Origin of the sequence: Halomonas sp. BMC6, assembly GCF_964204995.1 — a bacterium.
In the GTDB taxonomy this organism is placed as follows: domain Bacteria; phylum Pseudomonadota; class Gammaproteobacteria; order Pseudomonadales; family Halomonadaceae; genus Vreelandella.
In genome coordinates this window covers 1,850,329-1,871,744 of sequence record NZ_CAXNSH010000001.1, presented here as the reverse complement: position 1 = coordinate 1,871,744, position 21,416 = coordinate 1,850,329, and the positions used below count along the sequence as shown (strand labels likewise).

The 21,416-nt window shown below is 52.3% G+C and carries 20 protein-coding genes and 1 tRNA gene; 8 read left to right on the top strand and 13 right to left on the bottom strand.

Annotated features, from left to right (window positions below):
* Positions 1 to 5: 5 nt before the first annotated feature.
* Entirely contained in the window at positions 6 to 1,022 is a 1,017-nt protein-coding gene (locus AB6K10_RS08880) for an IS30 family transposase (RefSeq protein ID WP_339117984.1), read from the top strand.
* Positions 1,023 to 1,270: 248 nt separating this feature from the next.
* Here AB6K10_RS08880 and AB6K10_RS08875 read toward each other — a convergent pair whose 3' ends face one another.
* Positions 1,271 to 1,981: a SprT family zinc-dependent metalloprotease gene (locus AB6K10_RS08875; protein ID WP_339118474.1), complete on the bottom strand. Its 711-nt coding sequence runs from the start codon at positions 1,979 to 1,981 to the stop codon at positions 1,271 to 1,273.
* A gap of 5 nt (positions 1,982 to 1,986) precedes the next feature.
* Positions 1,987 to 4,761, bottom strand: coding sequence for an HsdR family type I site-specific deoxyribonuclease (locus AB6K10_RS08870; RefSeq protein ID WP_339118473.1), 2,775 nt, complete (start codon positions 4,759 to 4,761; stop codon positions 1,987 to 1,989).
* Between the two features lie 73 nt (positions 4,762 to 4,834).
* Here AB6K10_RS08870 and AB6K10_RS08865 point away from each other — a divergent pair, with 73 nt between their 5' ends.
* From AB6K10_RS08865 to AB6K10_RS08850, 4 genes are read left to right on the top strand one after another with little or no spacing between them, the layout of a single operon-like run.
* Positions 4,835 to 5,122 (top strand): hypothetical protein, encoded by a 288-nt coding sequence (locus AB6K10_RS08865; protein WP_016915086.1) that lies wholly within the window; start codon positions 4,835 to 4,837, stop codon positions 5,120 to 5,122.
* Positions 5,119 to 5,463, top strand: coding sequence for an IS66 family insertion sequence element accessory protein TnpB (gene tnpB / locus AB6K10_RS08860; protein ID WP_044630870.1), 345 nt, complete (start codon positions 5,119 to 5,121; stop codon positions 5,461 to 5,463). The genes AB6K10_RS08865 and tnpB overlap by 4 nt, the downstream gene beginning before the upstream one ends.
* 28 nt (positions 5,464 to 5,491) lie before the next feature.
* Positions 5,492 to 7,153, top strand: a complete 1,662-nt coding sequence (locus AB6K10_RS08855; RefSeq protein WP_339118472.1) for an IS66 family transposase — start codon at positions 5,492 to 5,494, stop codon at positions 7,151 to 7,153.
* Entirely contained in the window at positions 7,143 to 7,412 is a 270-nt protein-coding gene (locus AB6K10_RS08850) for a hypothetical protein (RefSeq protein WP_062375866.1), read from the top strand. The genes AB6K10_RS08855 and AB6K10_RS08850 overlap by 11 nt, the downstream gene beginning before the upstream one ends.
* Before the next feature lie 25 nt (positions 7,413 to 7,437).
* Here AB6K10_RS08850 and AB6K10_RS08845 read toward each other — a convergent pair whose 3' ends face one another.
* From AB6K10_RS08845 to AB6K10_RS08810, 8 genes are all read right to left on the bottom strand, one after another.
* Positions 7,438 to 7,839, bottom strand: a complete 402-nt coding sequence (locus AB6K10_RS08845) for a type I restriction endonuclease (RefSeq protein ID WP_339118471.1) — start codon at positions 7,837 to 7,839, stop codon at positions 7,438 to 7,440.
* 41 nt (positions 7,840 to 7,880) lie between these two features.
* On the bottom strand, positions 7,881 to 8,372 hold the full coding sequence (locus AB6K10_RS08840; protein ID WP_339118470.1) for a hypothetical protein: 492 nt from the start codon (positions 8,370 to 8,372) through the stop codon (positions 7,881 to 7,883).
* The gene (locus tag AB6K10_RS08835) at positions 8,363 to 9,454 is read right to left on the bottom strand and encodes an XRE family transcriptional regulator (RefSeq protein ID WP_339118469.1); all 1,092 of its coding nucleotides are present in this window, start codon (positions 9,452 to 9,454) and stop codon (positions 8,363 to 8,365) included. Before AB6K10_RS08835 ends, AB6K10_RS08840 begins: the two co-directional genes overlap by 10 nt.
* Positions 9,455 to 9,548: 94 nt before the next feature.
* Complete coding sequence (locus AB6K10_RS08830) at positions 9,549 to 10,877, bottom strand: restriction endonuclease subunit S (protein ID WP_339118468.1); 1,329 nt, start codon at positions 10,875 to 10,877, stop codon at positions 9,549 to 9,551.
* Entirely contained in the window at positions 10,870 to 12,612 is a 1,743-nt protein-coding gene (locus tag AB6K10_RS08825) for a type I restriction-modification system subunit M (protein WP_339118467.1), read from the bottom strand. The genes AB6K10_RS08830 and AB6K10_RS08825 overlap by 8 nt, the downstream gene beginning before the upstream one ends.
* Positions 12,613 to 12,780: 168 nt before the next feature.
* Positions 12,781 to 13,314 carry an inovirus Gp2 family protein gene (locus AB6K10_RS08820; RefSeq protein ID WP_339119610.1) on the bottom strand — a complete coding sequence of 178 codons (534 nt, stop codon included), beginning with the start codon at positions 13,312 to 13,314 and terminating at the stop codon, positions 12,781 to 12,783.
* A 427-nt stretch (positions 13,315 to 13,741) separates the two neighbouring features.
* Positions 13,742 to 13,942 carry an AlpA family transcriptional regulator gene (locus AB6K10_RS08815; RefSeq protein ID WP_253018695.1) on the bottom strand — a complete coding sequence of 67 codons (201 nt, stop codon included), beginning with the start codon at positions 13,940 to 13,942 and terminating at the stop codon, positions 13,742 to 13,744.
* Positions 13,943 to 14,020: 78 nt separating this feature from the next.
* Positions 14,021 to 14,746 carry a hypothetical protein gene (locus AB6K10_RS08810; RefSeq protein ID WP_339118466.1) on the bottom strand — a complete coding sequence of 242 codons (726 nt, stop codon included), beginning with the start codon at positions 14,744 to 14,746 and terminating at the stop codon, positions 14,021 to 14,023.
* Between AB6K10_RS08810 and AB6K10_RS08805 the strand changes: the two genes are divergently transcribed.
* Positions 14,745 to 15,832 (top strand): IS3 family transposase gene (locus AB6K10_RS08805; RefSeq protein ID WP_305948193.1). Its coding sequence is split into 2 segments (ribosomal slippage): positions 14,745 to 14,997 and positions 14,997 to 15,832, totalling 1,089 coding nucleotides; the frame shifts between segments, so codons are not numbered across the junction. The genes AB6K10_RS08810 and AB6K10_RS08805 overlap by 2 nt on opposite strands.
* Here AB6K10_RS08805 and AB6K10_RS08800 read toward each other — a convergent pair.
* Complete coding sequence (locus AB6K10_RS08800) at positions 15,805 to 16,434, bottom strand: hypothetical protein (RefSeq protein ID WP_339118465.1); 630 nt, start codon at positions 16,432 to 16,434, stop codon at positions 15,805 to 15,807. The genes AB6K10_RS08805 and AB6K10_RS08800 overlap by 28 nt on opposite strands.
* A 734-nt stretch (positions 16,435 to 17,168) precedes the next feature.
* Between AB6K10_RS08800 and AB6K10_RS08795 the strand changes: the two genes are divergently transcribed.
* Together AB6K10_RS08795 and AB6K10_RS08790 are read left to right on the top strand one after the other, a co-directional pair.
* Positions 17,169 to 17,975 carry a hypothetical protein gene (locus tag AB6K10_RS08795; protein WP_339118464.1) on the top strand — a complete coding sequence of 269 codons (807 nt, stop codon included), beginning with the start codon at positions 17,169 to 17,171 and terminating at the stop codon, positions 17,973 to 17,975.
* Positions 17,976 to 19,560: 1,585 nt separating this feature from the next.
* Positions 19,561 to 20,463 carry an IS5 family transposase gene (locus tag AB6K10_RS08790; protein WP_339118463.1) on the top strand — a complete coding sequence of 301 codons (903 nt, stop codon included), beginning with the start codon at positions 19,561 to 19,563 and terminating at the stop codon, positions 20,461 to 20,463.
* 265 nt (positions 20,464 to 20,728) lie between these two features.
* On the opposite strand, the gene AB6K10_RS08785 is transcribed toward AB6K10_RS08790, so the two are convergent.
* Positions 20,729 to 20,816: transfer RNA gene (locus AB6K10_RS08785), tRNA-Ser, on the bottom strand.
* A gap of 92 nt (positions 20,817 to 20,908) precedes the next feature.
* Positions 20,909 to 21,415: a YiiD C-terminal domain-containing protein gene (locus tag AB6K10_RS08780; RefSeq protein WP_339118462.1), complete on the bottom strand. Its 507-nt coding sequence runs from the start codon at positions 21,413 to 21,415 to the stop codon at positions 20,909 to 20,911.
* Position 21,416 lies beyond the last annotated feature (1 nt).

The window sequence follows — 21,416 nt, the reverse complement described above, 5'->3', positions numbered from 1 at the left end:
GTCCCATGTCTTACCTCGAACTCAGTATTGAAGAACGTGCCAGCATCCAAGTGGGTCAAGCCCAAGGGATGAGCCTTCGGCATATTGCCCAGCTCCTGGGGCGAGCTCCTTCAACCATCTCTCGTGAAATACGCCGTAACCAAATGGCCCAGAACGGTTACTGCGCCCGGTACGCCCAACGTCAGCGAGAAAAGCGTCGAGAGGTCTGTCGTCCTGCGCGTAAGCTTTTGCCAGGCACCGAGCGGTTTGATCTCATCGTGCATATGTTGCGGCGATGCTTGTCTCCCGAACAAATTAGCGGCAAGCTCAAGACGATGAAACTCCCTGATTTGCGCGATGCCTACGTCTGCCGAGAGACCATCTACACGGCCATTTATGCCTTGCCTGTTGGCCACCTTCGCAAGGAACTGATTCACTGCTTGCGACAAGGTAAAACCACACGCAAGCCTCGCCGTGGCGAAGTGGATCGACGTGGACAGATCCCTGACATGGTCAGCATTCACTTACGTCCGCCCGAGGTCAGTAAGCGTGAAATGCCCGGCCACTGGGAAGGCGATCTGATCAAAGGTAAGAATAACGCGTCCGCGGTAGGCACCTTGGTAGAGCTTAGCAGTGGCTATCTGATCCTCGCAAAAATGGACGACGCCACCGCCACATCCGCCGTAGCAGGGTTTAGTGCCGCCCTGAACCGAATGCCGGCCACCGCTCGAAAAAGCATGACCTATGATCAGGGGCGTGAAATGGCACAGCATGCAAAAATCACTCAAGAAACGGGCGTTGCGATTTATTTTTGCGATCCCCACAGCCCCTGGCAACGTGGGGCCAATGAGAATATCAATGGTCTTATCCGTCAATATTTACCGAAAGGAACGGACCTTTCAGCACATAGCCAGGAAGAGCTGGACGCCATTGCCTTTGAGCTGAATATGCGACCTCGAAAACGCTTTGGATTTAAATGTCCGATAGAAGTGATGAGCGAGCTGATGGCCAAGTACCATGAAAGCCCATCAACCATCCAATGAGTGTGTTGCACTCAGAGTCTGCATCCGCCCTGTGTGTTGCCGTTTACGATCTTGCTCAGCCGGGTGGTCTCTAATGCAAGGTAAGGTCGCCGTTCCATCGTCCCCATGCTCCTGCCCAGAATAAATAGCTAGTTTGCCACCGAAGTATCGTTATTTACTACCAATTACTAGGGATACAATACGACCGCTTTGGTCGTTAAGCGACAGTTCGCCATCACATACGAAATTGCAACAGTTCAAGAAATCTATCAAAACCTCACCCTCTCCGCATGCTCCCTCAACCACTCACGACACTGCGCATAGTCCGGCATCACCCGTCCTAGCTCATTCCAAAACTCGGAGGAGTGGTCGTGGCGAATGAGGTGGCAAAGCTCGTGCATCACCACGTAATCCACCATGCGGTTGGGGGCCATCATGATCTGCCAGTTAAACTCCAGCTTGCCCTTGGCAGTGCAGCTGCCCCAGCGTGATTTGAACGTGCGAATGCCGACGCCCATGGGCGATACCCCCACAGCGGGGGCAAAGCGCGTTACTTTCTCTTTTATTTTTTGTTCGGCTTGGCGCTTGTACCAGCGTACCAAGGCATTGCGCACCATGGATGGGCGCTGGGTACTTTGGGGCAGCGTGACCAGTAGCCTGCCGTGTACCAGCTTTACGGGCGCAAAGGCACCGGTTTCTATCTTGAGACGGTAGTTACGCCCCAGGTAAGGGAACGCTTCACCGGAGACAAATTCTCGACTGCTGGCAGGTGCGGCCAGCTGGTGTAGCGCCATTTTTTCTTTGATCCAGCGCCGCTTGCTGGCCAACAGCTGGTCGATCTTTTCTAGCGGGGTGTCGCTGGGTACAACGATAGAGACAGCCCCTTCTTCCACGCGGATATCCGCCGATTTACGGCGGTTGGTGCGGATGATTTCAGCAATAAAGCCCGAGGCCTCTCGGTATTCGGTTGGGTGCGCCATGGCGGTCATTGGGCTGCTTTGCCGAAACGGTGCTTGGCCAGCTCCATAAAGCGGTCTTGCACGACGGTGACCAGGGCTTTGTCCGCGAAGGAGCCATCCAGTACGGCGCGCTTAATTTCTTTTTTCATGCGTTTGACCTGATCCTGCTTATCGAAGAAGTCGACGATTTGGGTGGCTTCATCAAACATATCGACGAGGTGCTGGCTGATGGCCTTGATCTCATCATGCACCGCTTCGCTAATGGCGTCTTCCCCGGCGTGGTGGGTCACTTCCGCTATTAGGATATTGTAGAACGCAAACTCGGTTTCACTCAGCCCTAGAGCATCGGCTTCTTGCTTATGCTCGGTGTCGATGTTGCTGACCATCTGCAGCAGTAGTTCTAGCTGTTGATCCCACTTGCCTGCCGTTTTTTCGATGATATCCCGCAGGCGCAGGCTGAGCGATTTGTAATACTCGGGGTCTTCTTCCAGGTTGACGGTGATGTGGTGCTTAATCGCGCTTTCGATCTCGGACGCCTTAGATTCCGGAGATTTGATCTGCTCCACGGTTTGCTTGAAGTTGGCATCCATTAAATCCACAGGTGGGATCTTGGGGTCTACCCCCGTGCTGATAATGTGGTCTTCCACCAGCTTGCGGACTTTCTCACCTACATCCGCCAAGTTAAGGCCGGGGTCGCGGTAGCGGTTTCTTGCGGCGTTTTGTACCTTGCCCCAGAATTTTAGGTCAGGCACAAACGGCTTGGCCGCCGTATCCGGCAGAATGATATCCATCTGCTTAGCAAAGGCTTTATAGGCCAGCTCAAACTGCTGGCGTTTGTCTTCGTCTTTGAGAAACAGCACGTAGGTATCAATATCCTTCTCTTTCAGCCCTGCAAATAGCTTCGCTACCCGCGTATGGGCGGCCTTCAGCTTGGGGATCTCGTCTTTCAGGCTGTGGTAAGTGCCTTCGGCGTCGTCGTGACTGAACATCTCCAGCGCTTCAGTGAGCTGGTCAGATAACCCGTAGTAATCGACGATAAAGCCAGCTTGCTTTGCCCCTTTGCCATTCGGGGAAGAGTAGGTGCGGTTAACCCGTGCTATTGCCTGCATGAGCGTGTGGTCTTTCAGGCTGCGGTCGATGTACATCGCCTGGGCAATGGGCGCATCGAAGCCCGTCAACAGCATATCCTTCACGATCAAAAAAGCCGTTGGGTCTTCACTTAACGGCTTGGTGAAATTGCTGATGACCTGTTTCTGGCGGGCTTTATCGGTGTACGGCGCTAGGTAAGCCGGGTCGTTGTGGCTGCCAGATACAATAACTTCAGACGGTGGGGCTCCCAGCTCATCCAGCGTTTTCTTGAACAGCGTGGCGGCATAGCGGCTACCCACCACAATCATCGCCTTAAAGCCGTTGGGCTGAATATGCTCGCGGTAGTGCTTCAGCAGGTCGATGCATACCCAGCGGATACGGGCCGGTGCTTCGCGTATCGCGCTCTCGACGCCGTACTTCCTCTTAATCTCTATTTTTTCGTCGTTGCTGTAGTCTCCGAAATATTCCTCAAACAGTGCATCCAGCGAATCGCCCACCACATCGGCGAGCACCTGACGGCCTTCATAGAGAATACGCACCGTGGCCCCATCGGCCACGGCCTCGTTAATTTTGTATTGATCAATGTAGCCACCAAACGCCTGGCTCATTTTCTGCGTTTTCAGCAACGGCGTGCCGGTAAAGCCAATCTTGGGCGCATTGGGTAGCGCCGCGTTAATGGTGGCAGCGAGATTACCGAACTGGGTGCGGTGGGCCTCATCGGCCAGCACGATCACTTTATCGCTGGGGTTCAGGTCGCTGAAATCGCCCTCGGCTTCGGCATCCTGAAACTTCTGCACCATGGCAGTGACGATATCGGATGAATCCCGCTGCAATAGTGTTTTCAGTTTTGCGACGGAACTGGCGTTGTGGATAGTTTCATTCTGAGCATCGCGGAAGGTGGCGGAGAGTTGGCTATCCAGCTGCGTGCGGTCGGTTAAAAACACCAGCTTGTACTGCTGAAGCTCCGGGTCGCGGCGCATCTTCACCGCGAGCATCACCATGGTGAGCGACTTACCAGAGCCTTGGGTATGCCACACCACGCCAGACTTTTCCTTACGATCCCGCCCCGTTTTTAGCCGTTCAATGACTTTATTAACCGCCCGGTACTGCTGATAGCGGGCGATCTTTTTGATCAGCCGCCCGTCCACGGCTTCAAACAGCGTGAAGTTCTGCAGAACATCGAGAAAGTTAGCCGGTGAAAAAAGCCCGGCGAGTAACCGCTCTTGGGCGGTAATAGCGCAGTGAAACGGGTCGCCCGCTGCAATACGTTGTGCTTCTAGCAGGTAAGCGGGGGAAGGCACCTCGTTAACGTCATACGCAGTGGTAGAAGGCTTAGGCGTGTTGGTGACTTGAGCGGAACTGAGTAACTGTTGAATATCCGCGTCGCTAAACGGGTAGGCATCTTTCCAATCGCCGTAATGCTGAGCGCTGGAGCTAATCGTGCCGACCCTGGCATGGTCTCGGCAGGTAGACACCATCAGTTGGTTGTACCAGAACAGCTTTTGCGCACCTTCGTCATCTTCGGGGTAACGCAGGTTGGCGTAGCGCCGTAACTGGTCAATACCTTGCGCTAAGGCATCAGCAATATAAGGCGATTTGCACTCAATCACCGCCAACGGTAGCCCGTTCACGAAGCAAACGATATCCGGGATGATGTTCTGGTTGAGGCCTTCAATCTTGAATTGGTTGGTGCAGAGAAAGTAAGCGTTCATTCCACGACGTTCTGCCACCCTGCTGAAAATCGCCCTACAGTAACCTCACACTTTCCAACACGAGGTTACCCCCATGAGAAAGCACCGCACACCCGAACAGTGGCAGGCTCTGGTCAATCAGCAGCGTGACAGTGGTCTGTCAGCTTCGAAGTTCTGCAAACAAGAGAACATCGGCTACGCCAGTTTCTGTAACTGGCGCAAGCGCCTGTCCGATCAGGCGGCCGGTGACTCAGCGGATTCCGGCGAAGCCGGTTTTCTGGACCTGTCCTCTCTGATGGGTGCGGCGCAGTCCGGCCCAGGCTGGAACATTGTGCTGAGCCTGGGCAACGGCGTCGAACTGCGGCTGAGCCAGAACGGATGATCGGGCTCGATAGCCAGGCGCGCATCTGGCTGTGCACCGAGCCCACCGACATGCGCAAATCGTTCCGGGGCCTGAGCGCCCTGGTTCGGAATCAATTGAAGCACGACCCCCTCAGCGGTCAGTATTTTGTCTTCGTCAATCGCCGTAAGACCCAGATGAAGATGCTCTACTTTACCGCCACCGGTTACTGTCTGTGGGCCAAGCGCCTGGAGCAGGGCCAGTTCCGGGTGCCGTTATCCGCCTCCGGTCAGCGAACCCTGACCCTGACGGATTTGCAGCTGCTGATTGACGGCATTGAGGTGCAGAAATACCGCCAGTTCAAGCGTTTTCGAGGGGTATAGAAGACAGAGTTCCGGTATAATATCGGCCATGAATTCAACGGCTTCAGCTTCTTCTCCCGGTACACTTTCCTCCTCGGCTCTGGCCGAGGAGAATGCACTGTTGCGGGAGCAGTTGGAGGCCCAGGCGGAATCCATTCGGCAGTTGAAACACCAGTTAGACTGGTTCAAGAAGCAGCTGTTCGGCCCCAAATCCGAGAAGCAGGTGGTCGATCTGCCCGGGCAGGACAGCTTGTTCCAGCCAGAGGAGGCACCGCGACCGGAACAGCCTGCCGATGAAGAAAAACGCACTATTAAGGCTTACCAGCGCGGCACCGGCAAGAAGCAGCGGGACGACGATTGTCTGAACGACACTGGCCTGCGCTTTACTGCCGGGGTGCCGGTGGAAGTCATTGAACACCTGCCACCGGAGCTGACCGGTCCGGACGCCGACCAGTACGACATCATTGGCACTAAAACGACTTATCGCCTGGCCCAGCGCGCCTCCAGCTATGTGGTGCTCAAATGCGAACGCCCGGTGTTCCGTCGTAAGGGCACTGACTCAAAACCTGTGACGACGCCAGCCCCGTTCAACGTGCTGGACAACAGCCTGGCCGATGTCAGCCTGCTGGCCGGGTTGCTGGTGGACAAGTTCCAGTTCCACCTGCCGCTGTATCGCCAGCACCAGCGCATTCAACAAGCGGGTATTACCCTCAGCCGCAGCACCCTGACGAACCTGGTGAAGCGGGCCATCGACCTGCTTCGGCCCATTGTGGACGCCCAGACCGACAACGTGCTGCGCAGCCGGGTGCTGGCCATGGACGAAACACCCATCAAAGCGGGCCACCAGGGCCGGGCAGGCCCGCAGAAAGGCAAGATGAAAACAGGCTGGTTCTGGCCCCTATACGGTGATGACGACGAAGTGGTGTTTACCTACTCGAACAGTCGGGGCCGACTGCACATCGAGCAGGTTCTGAACGACCAATTCAGTGGCACTCTGATCAGCGATGGTTATGCCGCATATGCCCGCTATGCCGCGGCCCAGAAAGGTATTACTCATGCTCAATGCTGGGTGCATAGTCGCCGTTGCTTCGTTGAGGCCCAAAAGGATCATCCTGAGAAGGCCACCGAAGCCCTGCAACAGATCGCGAAGCTGTACCAGATTGAAGATACCATTAAGGAAAAGGAGCTCACCGGCGAGAAGAAGCGCCAATACCGGCTGGACCATGCGAAGCCGGTCGTCAGCGGCTTCTTCCAGTGGTGCCGGGATCAGTTGGCACAAGGCGGCCTCGTGCCCAGCGACCCGCTGACCAAGGCCCTGAACTACGTGCTCGGTCGCGAAGCGAGCCTGACCGTGTTCCTGGAAAACCCGGACGTGCAGCCAGACACCAACCACCTGGAACGGGCGCTACGCCCCATTCCAATGGGCAAGAAAAACTGGATGTTCTGCTGGACCGAACTGGGCGCGGAACACCTGGGCATCATCCAGAGCCTGATCAGCACCTGCAAGCTGCACGATATTAACCCCTACACTTACCTGGTGGACGTGCTGCAACGCGTCAGTCAGCATCCCGCCAGTGAAGTGGCGAACCTGACTCCGCGGCGCTGGAAAATCCGGTTCGCCGAGAATCCGCTACGGGCTCTGATCGATCCCCGTCATCCGGACCGACAAGCCACGCAACTCACACCGGTGGAGGTCGTCCATGCGCATTGAGGACATGAGCATCGACGAGTTGCTGGAACTGAACCAGTACATCTGCCAGCGCATTGATGAACTGCAAGAACAGGAAACCCTGCAAGCCTTGAGTCGGTTGCGGGTTGGTCTGAAAGTGACCTTCGAAGGCCGAGAAGGACCGGTGTTGGGGATCGTCACCAAGATCAACCGCAAGAGTGTGATCGTGCTGGGCGAGGAAGGCAGGAAACAGTACAAGGTCTCGCCGGAGTTACTTAGGCCTCTGCGTGACGTGAAGTAGGTCAACTACGTCGTAGGATGAACGCTTACCAGAGAAAGTCGTTGTTGTCAGGCTGGTCGAAGTCGATGATTTTGACTGTCTGCCCCTTGCGCCCCTTGCCCACGTCCTGCTCTACCGAGAGGTAGTTGACCAGCTGTTGGTAAATCGCGTGGTTATACTCCATCAGGCCCGCATGGTGGGGATGAGTCATTTCCCGCAGTACCTTGCGCAGGTTCTCTTCACTGATCCAAGGGTTCAAGCGCCGCAGGGCGGCTTCTAACTGTTTGACGAGTACTACGTCACGATAGTAGCCGCGCTCACCGGTAGAAGGGGCACCGTCAATAGGCAGCACAGGGGATAAACTTGCCCCAGGAACGTATCGCCACCCCAGTTGCTGGAGTTGGGCAATAGCAGGTAGCTCAACCTTATCGACTTCATCCTGAAACAAGGTAATTATCCTTTGTCATGCTTTTGGCTCAGCCTAGCATGCTATCGCCACCGGTTCAGCCGTTTACGACACTCTTCTTTAGGTAATCGGGCACCTGCCTTCAGCATGCTGTCTAACGCATCGGCGAGCTGTTGCGTCGAGAGCAACACATGGCGTTCCAGCTCGTCCAAAATCCAGAGCACACCCCGCACATCAAGCTGGCCTTGCTGGCCAGATTTGCGCAGCGCACCGTCACCGGTTAATAGCGGCCAGCGTCGCTCCCTGGCCAGAAAATAGCAGGAGACATCGGCCAGAGAAGAGTTGCCCAGGGTCTGGCGAAGTTCAAAAAGCGACACCACCTCATCGCCATTTAAGCCTTCTATCGTCAGCCCCAGATCCGTCAACTGCTGGCCGGGTGGCTGCCTTAACTCTCGCCATACAAAATCCGTGGTGACGAATTGATGGGGCAGTGCAAAGACGGTTGAAAGCAGGCCACTACGATGAAGATCGATCCAAATATTGGTATCAGAGACAAGTATTGGTATCAGAGACAAGTATTTTCGCTGACATGCGCGCCGCCACCTGTCTGTCCGTTGGCCATGACCTCCTGGATATCCCCCAGGCCGGTATTAAGTAATTCTGCTGCCCGTGAGGGGGTGACTAACCCTTCCGCAAGGGCTCGGTAAACCAACTGCCGCAGGCGGTAAGACGTCTCTGAAGGTAAGGGGTTAGGCTCACTGGTGCGGTAGCCCTGCATTGACCAGTATTTGACGGTGCTTTGGTAGAGGTTTGGGTTGATGATGCCCAGGTCATGCAGCCGCCGTAGAATCGCCTGAATGGAAATGCCCCACTCTTGTTTTGCCAGCAGGAACTCATCAAACAGCACACGCTTGCGGTGCTCGCCGAAAATGGCGCGTACTTGGCTAGCAGGAAACAGAAAGGCACCGGCAAAGCGGTGGCAGTGGTTTTCTTCTTCCCGAGTGCCGTGAATGGCGTCAGGCATGGCCATGACAAGGTGACCTAGCTCATGGGCGAGGTTAAAGCGTTGGCGTTCACCGGGGCGATCAGTGTTGCTAACAATCACCGCATCTGCGCCCTCATTGACCAGCGCACACAGGCCATCAAACATTTGGTGTGCGTGCAGGCCCACGACCTTGATGTCGTTTTCTTCCAGGGTTTCGGTCAGATTGGCAATTGGGTTTAACCCCAGGTTCCAGGCGTGGCGTAATGCTTCCGCCGCCTGTTCTATCTCTTCAGGGTTAGCTACCGCAAAACGGCGATGCCATTGGGTAAAACCACGGCGGCGTGGTTCAGTCTCAAACACGCTTTCCGCTGCCAAGTAACGCTCAAGGTGCTCGCGCACTTGCTCTTTCACGGCTTCCTGCTGGCGTTTACCAAAAGCGGAGTGCTTGCGGAAATCGACTGCCCCTAGCGCGACGGAGTCAGGACGGAAAAAATACTCAGGGCTCACTCCCAGCACATCGGCGAGCTGGATTAAGCGAGTGGAGTTGGGCGCGTCCTTGCCCTGCTCATATTTGGACAGAGCCTGCTTGGTAATGTCCCCCAGCTGGTCGGCCACCTGCTGCAGGGTCATGTTCTTGAGGACACGCGCACGATGCAAACGATCATGCAGCATGGGGGATACCTTAGTAATGAGGAAGTGAGTTGACAAGTATGAGATAAAATGGAGACCTGTCAACTCAAGAAAAGGAGCAGTTGGGATGGGGAGTTCAGGCTTTAGCTAGCTCGCGGGCCTCTACTTGTACGCGGACTTTGCCGGTGAGTAGGTCTTGCATCAGGGCTTTTTTAAGGCTGTTTAGCTCGGCAATTTTGTCCTGCTGCTTTTCAAGAAGTGAATCAGCACTGCGGATAGATTCGCTGATTAATGTTTGCTCGCTAATTGGTGGTACTTTTAGCAGGATTTTGCTGCAATCTGGCACTCTTAAATGAGGCGTTGTGCTCCCCCCACTTAAGTCTGAAAGCTGCGCCTGGCAGCTTTCACTTTGCATGGAATACAACAAAAATAAATTACTCATCTTATTTTTATTAGCTCTGTACACCATGGTACGTTGCCCCAAAAACAGTCCGGTCGCATCTTCGAGTAGACCGCACTCACCTACTGGAGCTTCACGCGTAAAGATAAGGTCTCCTGCTTCTAGCTTTAATCGCCTAGTCCAAAGGTTGAATGTTTCAGGAGTTACATACCGCAAACCTTCTGTTTTTATTCTGCCGTCACGAACGTTTGTAGTACGAATCATTCTGTAAGGCGTCACATAATCAACAACGGGCGCAGTCTTATTGACACAGTCTACGATTTCACTGCACACCGCACTAATTGCCAGAACATCCCACGAAACCGGTATCCGCCCTATCGGCGAGTCTTTGAACTCAGTATGCGGAACGCCGTCCGCCCCAATCCCCTTGTTCAGCAATTCCTGCATCATGCCGGTTTTCAGGTCTTTCAGCTTGTCGATTTGGGCGCGTGTTTTTTCAATCACCTCATCAACGGATGAAAGAATGGCGGCGATTTTTTTCTGCTCGGGGAGTGGGGGAAGCGTCGCTCGAAGCCTTTTCACACTAGAAGAGGAAATCTCCGAAAATGTGCTGCCAGCAGACATTTTTTCTAACTCAGGACGTATCCAAGTAATATATTGATATATGTAGTCCGCTAAGGCATTTTTTTTGCAGCGTAAAGACTGAAATCCTTGGTTCGTAGCCATTGGAACAGTGTTGATCGCGACATAACCAATACTGGCCCGGCTGGTCATTAAAACAGTTCCAGGCGGGTGGAGCTTCGCAGAACTTTTTTCTAACCCTCTGAGAGTTATGCTTTCTTTAGTTTTTGAGATGTACTTTGAGTGACGTGTTGTAATTTCAGTAGGGGAAGCCCAAGGGATCTCACCATTCCAATATTCTTCAACTGACCGATCAGGTGTACCACCACCTACGGTATCGCAGAAATCAGACAGCTCAGCTGAAGTCCATCCCTCAGGCACCGAATCTACCGCTCTAGCGTATCCAGCGCTCGCGGTATTTGTGAATTCCTTCACGTCACTCATACCCCAGCTCCTTCAGATAGCCCTTCATCACGCTTTCTGCCTCGGCGACTTCAGCATCTAGTTCGTGCAGCGAGACCTTGTACTTATCCCACCAGCGTTCTAGTTGGCTAATAATGGCAGCGCTGTTATCAGCGTCAGGCGCTTCTTGCTGGACGATGTCGCGCAGCTGCTCTTTGCTGTCGATGGCGGGCTTGAAGTCGTAGTAGGCCTCATCACGCCGATCAAATACGCAGCGAACGTCAAACGCCATCAGGATTTCTTCGCGGATGTACTCGCTTTCCACTTCCCGCACGGGGATGCCACCGTGGAGGATGGCACGCACATCGAAGATTTCCGGCGGTGGGCTGGTATCGGCGTATCGACGGATGTTCAGGTTGTAGTCGTTCTCGGTTATTTCAGCCAAGCTGACGACTTTGGAGTAGCGCTTGATCTCGGCGTAATCGTCAAAGGTAGCAACGATCTTCTTAATATCCTGTGGACGCAGCTTGTTCTGGTTCTTACCTTCTTCAAACTCCAGCTCGCTGTTGATAAACAGCACCTTGCCTTTACGCTCGGCAGGCTTCTGCTTGTTGATAATCAACAGGCTGGCGGGAATGCCGGTGCCGTAGAACAGCGCCGGTGGCAGTCCAATCACCGCTTCCAGCAGGTCGTCGTTCAAGATGCCCTGACGGATGGCTTTTTCGCTAGCACCCCGAAACAGCACGCCATGGGGCATTACCACGCCCATCATGCCTTCGGCATTTAGGCTGGCGATCATGTGCTGCACAAAGGCCAGGTCGCCGGAATCTTTCGGCGGCGTGCCGTAGGGGTAGCGGCCATAGGGGTCGTTATCGGCTTCTTCCTTGCCCCACTTTTTCAAGCTGAACGGCGGATTGGCCAGTACCCGGTCGAAGGTCATCAGCTCACCGCCTTGGGTGTGCTGCGGGTCGCCTAGCGTATCGCCCTTGCGAATATCGGCGCTGTAAACACCGTGCAAGAACATGTTCATCTTGCAGATGGCCCAGGTGTTCAAGTTCATCTCTTGGCCAAACAGCGATAAGTTGGCCGGGTTCTCGCCATTGGTGGCTAGATGATTACGGGTTTGCACCAACATACCGCCCGACCCCACCGTGGGGTCGTATATGCGCATGCCCGCGTGGGGCTTGAGCAGCGATACCAGTAGCTGCACCACTTCAGAAGGCGTGTAGAACTCGCCGCCTTTTTTACCGGCGCTGTCGGCGAACATCTTGATCAGGTATTCGTAGGCCGTGCCCAGCAGGTCAGGCCGCTCGAAATCCTGGTTGCGTAACCGGTAGCGGCTGAAGTGGCTGAGCAGATCCCGCAGCTTCTTATCAGAGAGCTTGTTCTTGATGTTGAAGTCGATAGACACCAGCACACCTTCCAGCGTGGCGTTGTGCTCTTCAATCGCTTCGGTGGCTTTGTTCAACTCCGCGCCAATGTCGTGCTTAAGGTCTTTAATCACCCCCCAGCGGGCCACAGGCGGGATGTAGAAGGTTTTGTCGTACTCGTCTTCATCATCGGCCAGCTCACGTGCCTGAGGCTCGCTTTTGCCTTTGCTGAGGTAATACGCAACCACCGATTCCTGGGCTTCTTCAAAGGCATCCGACAGGCGCTTCAAGAACATCATGCCGAAGATGTAATCCTTGTACTCGGACGCATCCATATTGCCGCGCAGAATATCGGCGGCTTCCCATAGAAAGGATTCCAGCTGTTGCAGCGTAACGGTGTGGCTCATTGATGATTCCATGTATGCGATAACTGTGGGCATGGCGGATACCTAGCCCCCACAAAATAATGAGCCGAGTTTAGCGGTGTGGGGGCATGGGGGCAAAGCGATACTCCACTGACCGTATCCATTGCCTGGATAGGTTTAGTGAGCTTGTGGATCTATAGACAATGTCCCTTATTGGCGGCTAGTACCAAATGCACGCACCCCTAGCCCATACTGCTTTGTATTCGCTTTGCAGAGATACGAAGCGCGTGTGAAAGCCTGCTCAAAGCTAGTCAGGTCACCTCGGTCGATCCAGTAGTACGGGTTATCAGGGACGTGTATCCATGGCTCTTGAGGGTTCCAAGTGATTCCCAACGCGCTGTACCAAGCACGTGACACCCGGCTGATAAGGTTCTCGTTTTGAGAGCCTGCCTTACCTGGCATGTGATACGCGTCACGATTCAGTAGGAAGAAGAAGTGATAGTGCGGCTTGCCGTTATGGCCAATCTCCCGACACCACACGTAGCGCACCTTGGTATCTGGCACCCAGCCAGCCTTCCGCTTGTTCTCGCGGTCATGTTTGATAATTGCTTTAAAGGAAGCAATGAACCTTGCGATAAGCCCTTTGTGATCCTCCGGCCTCATCCGGTCGCTTATCGTTGTGGGAATGACAGGATCGACCCTGAAGGCTAGCACGCGAGGGTAGTCAGCGAGAGCCTTGTGCATTGTATTGTAAAGGGCCTGAAGGTATTCATCGGCCATTGGGAGATGTTTTACTTGGAGAGCAAGCCCATTGAAGGTAGGAGCAGCGTTCAAGCACAAATTAGCGTTTGATGGGTGTCGTTGAAGCATCGTAATTACCTCGATAGTGAGATCGACCCATGCCTTCGGAGGCATGAGCGTGTATTTCAGACACGACGAAACCTCCAGCGGAGGCTGGATTCATTGAGATGGATACGTTCGGATAGCTACCTTTACGCTCGCTACTCAGGTGCGGGGCTTGATGCCCCTCCCGTTACCCTTTGATTTAACTAATAATAATTAAACAAGGTTCTTGGGAATGGGTAGTGACCGATAGGTACTGATGGTTGCTGATGGGAGTGAGTCGCCGTTAGCGAATCATCACTCTTCAATTAAATGAGGAAAGGTTGAGTTACTTCAGCACTGCTTGATCTCTGCGCTCGATGCTTTCGCAGATCCAGGCTTCCACTTCACGCTCGACCCAGGCAACGGCCCGAGTGCCCAGCTTGATGGGCTGAGGAAACTGCCCAAGGCTGATGTACTTGTAGACCGTCGATCTAGCCAGCCCAGTGCGATCCATGACGTCTTTGATGCGGATAAGTCGATTGCTCATGACGAACTCCTGTTATTCGTTCATGAGATAAGGCAGGTGAGTATTTTTTAATTGGAGAGTGGCTTTGGCGACTGGTGGTTATGCGTCGCTAGGCTCTTGAGCATCTAACGCCGTTGCATCATCTGGCTCATCATTGATGGCTGAAAGGCAATCCTGATGATGTGTTTGCCAATAGGTTTTTAGATCCTCATCGACAGGATCCCGGTATAAGATATTTTTCTGTTTATCCTTACGATCTTCAGTTGTAACCCCATAACCACGCAGCTGATACGTAAGCAAGCGCTGTTTATCTGGCTTGCCAGCGTAAACAGGAACTAACACGTACGTTAGTGCTTCAAAATCGATACCGTCATCAGACCTAAAAGCACCTTGCAAATTTTTAGCCAAATGATGGGAAAGCGCATATATCAAAATTGCCAAAGGCGAATAATCGCTCTTTTTAGCGGATGAGTCGGTTGTCATGTGTTGGCTGTTGTTTTCCTCACCTTCACTGCGAGTGCTATGGGTATGCTCTTCAGTGTCAGCTGCTATTTCGTCGCATAGAGGTTCATGCCGTTCGGCTTCAAGTGTAAGGCTTAAGCGACGCGCAGCTCCTGCGATGATATCGGGTTGAGGTTGGTCGGGGCCTATTTTTCCTTCTTTCAATTCGAGCCAGCATGTTGAAAGCATTAACATGGCATCTGCATGGATGCTCGTAAGCAGTTTATCAGCGTTGCCGGTGTCGTAGGTATGGTAATCCCCCCGAAAAACAGCGGTGATCGAAAGTAGAATTTTCCGTAAGCTACACGCAGGGAGATTCTGCATGAAGAAGTCACGTTTTTCCGACAGCCAGATTCTGTCGATCCTGAAGCAAGCCGAGAACGGCGCCCCGGTTCCGGAGCTGTGCCGTGAGCACGGCATGAGCAGCGCCAGCTTTTACAAATGGCGCGCGAAGTTCGGCGGAATGGACGCATCGATGATGGCCCGTTTGAAAGAGCTGGAGGATGAAAACCGCCGGCTCAAGAAGATGTATGCCGAAGAACGGCTGAAGGCTGACATCCTCAAGGAAGCCATCGAAAAAAAGTGGTGAAGCCGTCTCGTCGCCGTGAGATGGCGCAGAAGGCCGTCACTGAGAAGCGTGTCAGCATTCGCCTGGCGTGTTGGATGTTCAGCATCAGCGAGACCTGCTATCGCTACCAGGCCAAGCTCAGCAGCGAGAATGCCGAGATTGCCGACTGGCTGATTCGATTGACCCATAATCAGCGGAACTGGGGCTTTGGTCTGTGTTTCCTGCATTTGCGCAATGTGAAAGGCTTTGCCTGGAATCACAAGCGGGTGTACCGGATTTACCGGGAGCTGGAACTGAATCTGCGCATCAAGCCCAAGAAGCGCCTGGTTCGTGAAAAGCCGGAGCCTTTGGCTGTGCCGGACACGATCAACGACAGCTGGTCGATGGACTTCATGCACGACCAGCTCAACGACGGACGCAGTTACCGGCTGCTGAATGTGATCGATGACTTTAACCGCGAAGGCCTTGGCATTGAAGTGGACTTCTCGCTTCCGGCAGAGCGTGTTATCCGATCACTGGAGCAGATCATCGAATGGCGGGGCAAGCCTCGTTCTATTCGCTGTGACAACGGCCCAGAGTACATCAGTGGCAAGCTGGCGACCTGGGCGGAGAACCAAGGCATTGCTTTGGCGTTTATCCAGCCCGGCAAACCCCAGCAAAATGCCTATATCGAACGCTACAACCGAACGGTGCGTTACGATTGGCTGGCACAATATCTATTCGACAGCACCGAAGAAGTCCAGGATTATGCCACTCGTTGGCTCTGGCACTACAATCACGAACGACCCAATATGGGACTCGGAGGGATTACCCCTCAACAGAAGTTGGCTATGATGGCCTGAGGTCTACTTTTGAACCCCGCTAAAAATGGGGGGATTACCGTATGAAGTAGCGTTTCGATACCGCCCTCTAGGTAACGAGTGTTGGGTAACAGTGTTAGAGCGCTTTGCATGACAACTTTAGCTTTGTAGTAGGCTTTGACCAAACGTGCAGATTCGACCCCTTGCTCTATTTCCTCACTAGTACCTTTTGACCTATCTCTTTCAGCAGCTTTGTATTGCCTCAGCAATAATTCGAGTTGTATGCCACACACCCCAGCGGCCATCACTGCATCGACGATTCCATCCACCAGCTCCGTTACACCAAAGGGTTCTGTTTCATCTACTAGCTCTGTTTCATCTACTAGCTTTGTTCCATCTACTAGCTCTGTTTCATCTACTAGCTCTGTTCCATCTATTATCTCTTCTGCATCTGCTAACTCCGCCTCCTTGTGCTGAAAGCTTGAGGATAAAGAGGAGATCGTTATAGATGCCCTACCGGTATTTCCCATTACCGGGTGTGCAAGGTCAAGCAAATAGGTAGAGGTCTTACGAGTACCAGTTTGAGGCGAGTATTGCCCTGGTTGATGATGAGCAATGACCCTCAGATCTGCTAGCTTCTTCAACTGCCTATCGATGCGAGAACGTGACATCCCCGTAAGCAGGTGCATTGTTGATATTCCAAGCCTAGTTACAAGCCCAGGTTTATCAGCGTGAGCTAGCAGAACTATGAGTAGATAACGGTTAGGTAAAGTAAGCCAAGATCGGCGTCGACGGCTATCTCTTACCAGATCTTCCACTTCACTCTTATTAGATAACAGCGTCGTTTTAGAAAGCGTAGCGATTTCTGCAGCGTGGAGGGGGTAAGGTGGCGAGCAATTCCGTAGTGTTTTCACAAGCTTGGTTGATAAGCGATAACGCGATCTTGGCCGACCGCGCCCTGCAGAGGGTAAGCGCTCGATGTCAACGAATCGCTCTTTAGACCGTGCGTGCCTATCAATGAGGACATCCCAAGCGCGACGACCTTGCGCGTAGGTCAAACCTAGGCTCTTGAAGAGCTCATGCAAAGGGCAGTCGATACTATTTTCGAGACCAATAACTGATGCCCATTGCATCAGTAACCACCTAGCTTCGGGCGTAAGGTGGGCATTTTTGTAAGTCAGGATGGGTGCGTTCATGCTGTGTAGTTTACGACGCCAAACGTAGAATAAAAATCCGATTTTGCGGATTAATTTGACGACAAGCTAAACACATTGTATAAATACGTTGAAATACTACAATGTCATCATACAACGTCATACGATGCAGCAAGAAAACCAACAAAATAAGCTATATCTAATTTAAAAAATGGAGTTTGGCGATGTCACGACCGTTTGATTGGGTAAATAAACGCAACAACGCTCATCTGAAGTGGATTGACGGTTACCTAAAGCGCAAGTCCCTTAAGGGATCTACTTTGTTCACTGAGGTAAAAAACCCTGCTATACATGGCTATTTTGAGATGGCCAAAAGCTTGAATGAGCTCCCTGATGAGGCAGAATATCGAGAAGCTAGTAGACAAATGAAATGGGCCTGGAATACGCATCAATATCGAAAGAACAATGGGAACCCTGTGTCTCTCCAAATGTCAGCTGATACTTTAGAAAAACTAAATTTCTTGTCTAAAAGCCGTGGTCAGTCCCAAGCAGCCACTCTCAATGAGATTATTAATGACACTATAAACCAAAATCAAAACATAACTGAAAAAGCTGAAAAAGCTGAAAAAGCTGAAAAAGCTGAAAAAGCTGAAAAAGCTGAAAAAGCTGAAAACAAAATAAATCTCAACACAGAAAAAGAAAACTTGGAGAGTAAAAAAACAGAAAAATATTACAATGAAACCATTGAATTACTACTAAGTGAGCTAGCAGAAAAAATAGCAAAAAGCTGTTTTTATCAAACAGCCTTAGAAGAGTCACAAAACATCTCTATAGAAGTAAAAAATAAATACAAATATGTCGAGTTGACAAAACAGCACTCCTCAGTGCTGAAGCCATTTTTCTTAAAATCAAAAAAACAAGAGCAGCATTTCGTTTCTTTATTACACAACCGTATAATAGAAAATTTAAAGCTCAGCGGATCTCATGAACCTGCATATGATGATTTTTTATTTGCAACTATTGCAGAATAGTTTTTTAAGCTCAATGTGTATCTTTTTCACATTAAACGCATACTAGTTTTATTTTTTTATTATTAAATGCTACGCACTCTCTCACATATACTTATAAAAACACAGTGGGACTTAACACTCAGAATACAAGTTGCTTGATGTGAAAAATAAAAAACATACCCCTAAAGCAGAGATAGACTCTTTAGGTATATTTATAATCGAATCGACCATCTATACATCATTTTAGCTCCACAGCTTACAACTCTCCCGCCAACTCATTCAAAAATATTGTTGAAGAAACTAATAGCAAAATTAATTTTTATTTAAAACTCAAGCTCAGATTAACACCTCATTTGCGACGCTGAAGAGTATTCTGGCCTCATTCATTAACTCGTTCTATCTAACTCTTAAAACCCTTTAGTAAATGTAAACTCCTAACCCCTAGAGCTCTTGAAAGTTTCTCTAGAAAAACCTAAGTTGGGACTATTAAAGTCTCAGGCGCTTACAGGACCTATTATTCAGCTTACGAAACACACACTTAAATTATGCATTATTAACCTCCCGCGGGCGTTTGACTTGCGAAAACGATCCTTAATTATGCCGTTAATGTTATTGTTAATTTCTTACAAGCCTGAACGACAATGATCACAGAAATAAACCGAGGCGCTAACCATTTTTGCAACAACTTTATGGCCTGAAAATTATGTGCCATTGTCTTAACTGAGCCTCAACAAGGCTTAAGTGACCGAAACTTGGCTTTATAAGTTAGTTACGCCGCCGCCATCGTTGGATGACTTGCCGTTAACAAAGAGCCACTTTGTCACTCTACCCACTCTTGCTTGTACCCATGAAGACTGCACCGCCTTCCCAATTATCGACAGTGAAACGTTTTTCGATAGCACAATTTTTCCGTGAGCTTAGGAAGCGTGTCTGATCCTGAAATTTTTGCATAGGCACGATGTTTATTGCGAGGCTTGGGCTAAAGGATGTATAGCCAAAAATTGCCACGATTGGCCCTATCGTCTCGAATCAGCAAATAGTGCCATTGATAACCAACTTCTATCTCCCGCTAGCAGCACAAACCACTAAACTTCTTTGGATTACACTTTTTTCTCACTTATCAGGCTAGCGAGGTGCTTTGTACAGCATAATCGGAGCACCCATTGACCAGATTCTGGAAGATTGAAGTCTGGAGCAGACTATAATTTTCATTAAGATTTCTATAGCGCAGGCGTTATTCGCAGTGGCTTGACTGACCTGGACTGACAAGACCCTCCATAACGCAGCCAAAGAGGAGTAGCCAGGCAAGCATCGAGCCTACTAGAAGTAAGCTCTCCAGCATATAGCCACACGCCACTGAGGTAGGTGACAGGCATCTAGGCACTGGTAAGGCATTATTGCTTGCTATTACTGCCTGCTAAGGAAACGCTGCACAAATCCGCTGGAGCTGCCTCGCATCGGCCGGCAGGGTAGAATCTGACCATTCCGACACCGTCTGACAGAGCTATCCGATGAAGCAGATCTCGTTCGCCCAGGCAGAGCACCAGAACAAGAAAAAGGTTACTCGGCGGGAGCGGTTCCTGGCGCAGATGGATGCCCTAGTGCCATGGCAACGACTGATCGACGCGTTGTCGCCGTCCTACTTCCCGAACTCGGCGGGCAAGCGGGGCCGGCCGCCCATTGGCCTGGAACGCATGCTGCGGATCTACTCCTCCAGCAGTGGTATGCCCTGGCCGATGAAGCGCTGGAGGACGCCATCTACGACAGCCAGGCGATGCGCGACTTCATCGGTATCGATCTGGCCATCGAGAACGTACCGGACGCGACTACGCTGCTGCGCTTCCGTCATCTGCTGGAGCAGCATGCGCTGACCCAGCGGATCTTCGAGGAGATCAATGCTCACCTGGCCGAAAAAGGACTGTTCATGCGCGAGGGCACCATCGTCGACGCCACCATCGTAGCGGCCGCGCCCTTCACCAAGAACAAGGCCAAGCAACGCGATCCGGAGATGAAGCAGACCAAGAAGGGCAACCAATGGTATTTCGGCATGAAGGCGCATATCGGCGTCGATGCCGTCACCGGGCTGACCCACAGTGTCGCCGCCACCTCGGCCAACGTCGCCGATGTCACCATGACCAGTGAATTGGTCCGGGACGATGACAAGCGGGTATACGGCGACGCGGGCTACACCGGCATGTGGAAGCATCTGGATGAAGAGAAGGATGCCCCGGATTCCCGGTGCTGTGTTGCCGCCAAGCGCGGCGCCATCAAGAAGATGGAGGACAGCCCGATGAAAACGCTGTTGCTGGCATTCGAGAAGGCCAAGGCCAGCATTCGTGCCAAGGTCGAACACCCGTTTCATGTCATCAAGAACCTCTTCGGCTACCGGAAGGTGCGCTACAAGGGGCTGGCCAAGAACCAGGCGCAGTTGTTCAGCCTGTTCGGGCTGGCCAATCTGGTGTTGGCGACACGCTGTGAGGGCCGAGTTGACGGGGCCGGTGCGCCTTGAATCTGCCCTGCCAGCCGGATAATCCGGCTGGCAGGGAAAACAAGCGGCCCAAGCGGGTCAGAAAATGACCGCAGGGTCTTTGAATTGACCGGGCTGAGCGCATCAGTTGCTCAGCGACGAATTGATCAGCGGTTCCCTAAGTTTGATGAAAGCTTGGGCAAATAATATCGTGAGTACAACATATTTCACTGGGGGACTAATTGGGGGACTGGTAAAACTATAAAAACAAAAAAGCCGCTGAAATCAGCGGCTTAATCTATGTTCTTGGCGGAGAGGGAGGGATTCGAACCCTCGAAGCCTTTCGACTTACACACTTTCCAGGCGTGCTCCTTCGACCACTCGGACACCTCTCCACATTTTAGCTCTGCTGTTAGGCGCTGCCTTTCTCAACAGAACGGCGCATATTCTATGGTCTAAGCTGTGAAATAGCAAGCCTTTTTCCTGACTAGGCGTTTGGCAGCACGGCGTAACGGCCTGTGGCTTCTAAACAGAGCGCATCACCGCAGTAGAGCTGGTGGGTCAATTCGATACTGCCCTTGCCTCGCTCGCTGAGTTTGGCGGCGAGCTTTGCAGGGCCATCCGGATGGCGGGGGGCACAGGTCATGCGGTAGTCACCCGTGACCGGGGCGAGAAAACGTTGGCTAGCCTCGGCGACCACCACGTCTTGCGCCCTGCCCTGCTGGCGAAGCCACAGGGTGACCCAACACCAGCCTTGCAGCGTGGTTTGCGCGGTCAGCGCCCCACCGAAGCCAGTGCCTTTGTCGTTGAGATTGGGCGTCAGCGCCAGTTGCCACGTGAGTGCACCGTTGGCTTGGCTCATACGGGTAATACCAAGCGCTGCCACCATGGGAATGGCGGCCTCCAACCAGCGCTGGAAAGCGATGAGATCCTCTTCTCCTTCCGGCAGCGGCAGTCGTGGGTATGGCATACCCGGCTGGCGTGTTGGGCGCATG

What these genes read in the sequence shown, in the direction of transcription:
- AB6K10_RS08825 (WP_339118467.1), bottom strand. Translation starts at nt 12,612, where the DNA reads ATGAGCCACACCGTTACGCTGCAACAGCTGGAATCCTTTCTATGGGAA.
- tnpB (WP_044630870.1), top strand. Translation starts at nt 5,119, where the DNA reads ATGATCGGGCTCGATAGCCAGGCGCGCATCTGGCTGTGCACCGAGCCC.
- AB6K10_RS08865 (WP_016915086.1), top strand. Translation starts at nt 4,835, where the DNA reads ATGAGAAAGCACCGCACACCCGAACAGTGGCAGGCTCTGGTCAATCAG.
- AB6K10_RS08880 (WP_339117984.1), top strand. Translation starts at nt 6, where the DNA reads ATGTCTTACCTCGAACTCAGTATTGAAGAACGTGCCAGCATCCAAGTG.
- AB6K10_RS08875 (WP_339118474.1), bottom strand. Translation starts at nt 1,981, where the DNA reads ATGGCGCACCCAACCGAATACCGAGAGGCCTCGGGCTTTATTGCTGAA.
- AB6K10_RS08790 (WP_339118463.1), top strand. Translation starts at nt 19,561, where the DNA reads ATGGCAACGACTGATCGACGCGTTGTCGCCGTCCTACTTCCCGAACTC.
- AB6K10_RS08820 (WP_339119610.1), bottom strand. Translation starts at nt 13,314, where the DNA reads ATGCACAAGGCTCTCGCTGACTACCCTCGCGTGCTAGCCTTCAGGGTC.
- AB6K10_RS08835 (WP_339118469.1), bottom strand. Translation starts at nt 9,454, where the DNA reads ATGCTGCATGATCGTTTGCATCGTGCGCGTGTCCTCAAGAACATGACC.
- AB6K10_RS08780 (WP_339118462.1), bottom strand. Translation starts at nt 21,415, where the DNA reads ATGCGCCCAACACGCCAGCCGGGTATGCCATACCCACGACTGCCGCTG.
- AB6K10_RS08870 (WP_339118473.1), bottom strand. Translation starts at nt 4,761, where the DNA reads ATGAACGCTTACTTTCTCTGCACCAACCAATTCAAGATTGAAGGCCTC.
- AB6K10_RS08795 (WP_339118464.1), top strand. Translation starts at nt 17,169, where the DNA reads ATGTCACGACCGTTTGATTGGGTAAATAAACGCAACAACGCTCATCTG.
- AB6K10_RS08830 (WP_339118468.1), bottom strand. Translation starts at nt 10,877, where the DNA reads ATGAGTGACGTGAAGGAATTCACAAATACCGCGAGCGCTGGATACGCT.
- AB6K10_RS08810 (WP_339118466.1), bottom strand. Translation starts at nt 14,746, where the DNA reads ATGCAGAATCTCCCTGCGTGTAGCTTACGGAAAATTCTACTTTCGATC.
- AB6K10_RS08855 (WP_339118472.1), top strand. Translation starts at nt 5,492, where the DNA reads ATGAATTCAACGGCTTCAGCTTCTTCTCCCGGTACACTTTCCTCCTCG.
- AB6K10_RS08850 (WP_062375866.1), top strand. Translation starts at nt 7,143, where the DNA reads ATGCGCATTGAGGACATGAGCATCGACGAGTTGCTGGAACTGAACCAG.
- AB6K10_RS08815 (WP_253018695.1), bottom strand. Translation starts at nt 13,942, where the DNA reads ATGAGCAATCGACTTATCCGCATCAAAGACGTCATGGATCGCACTGGG.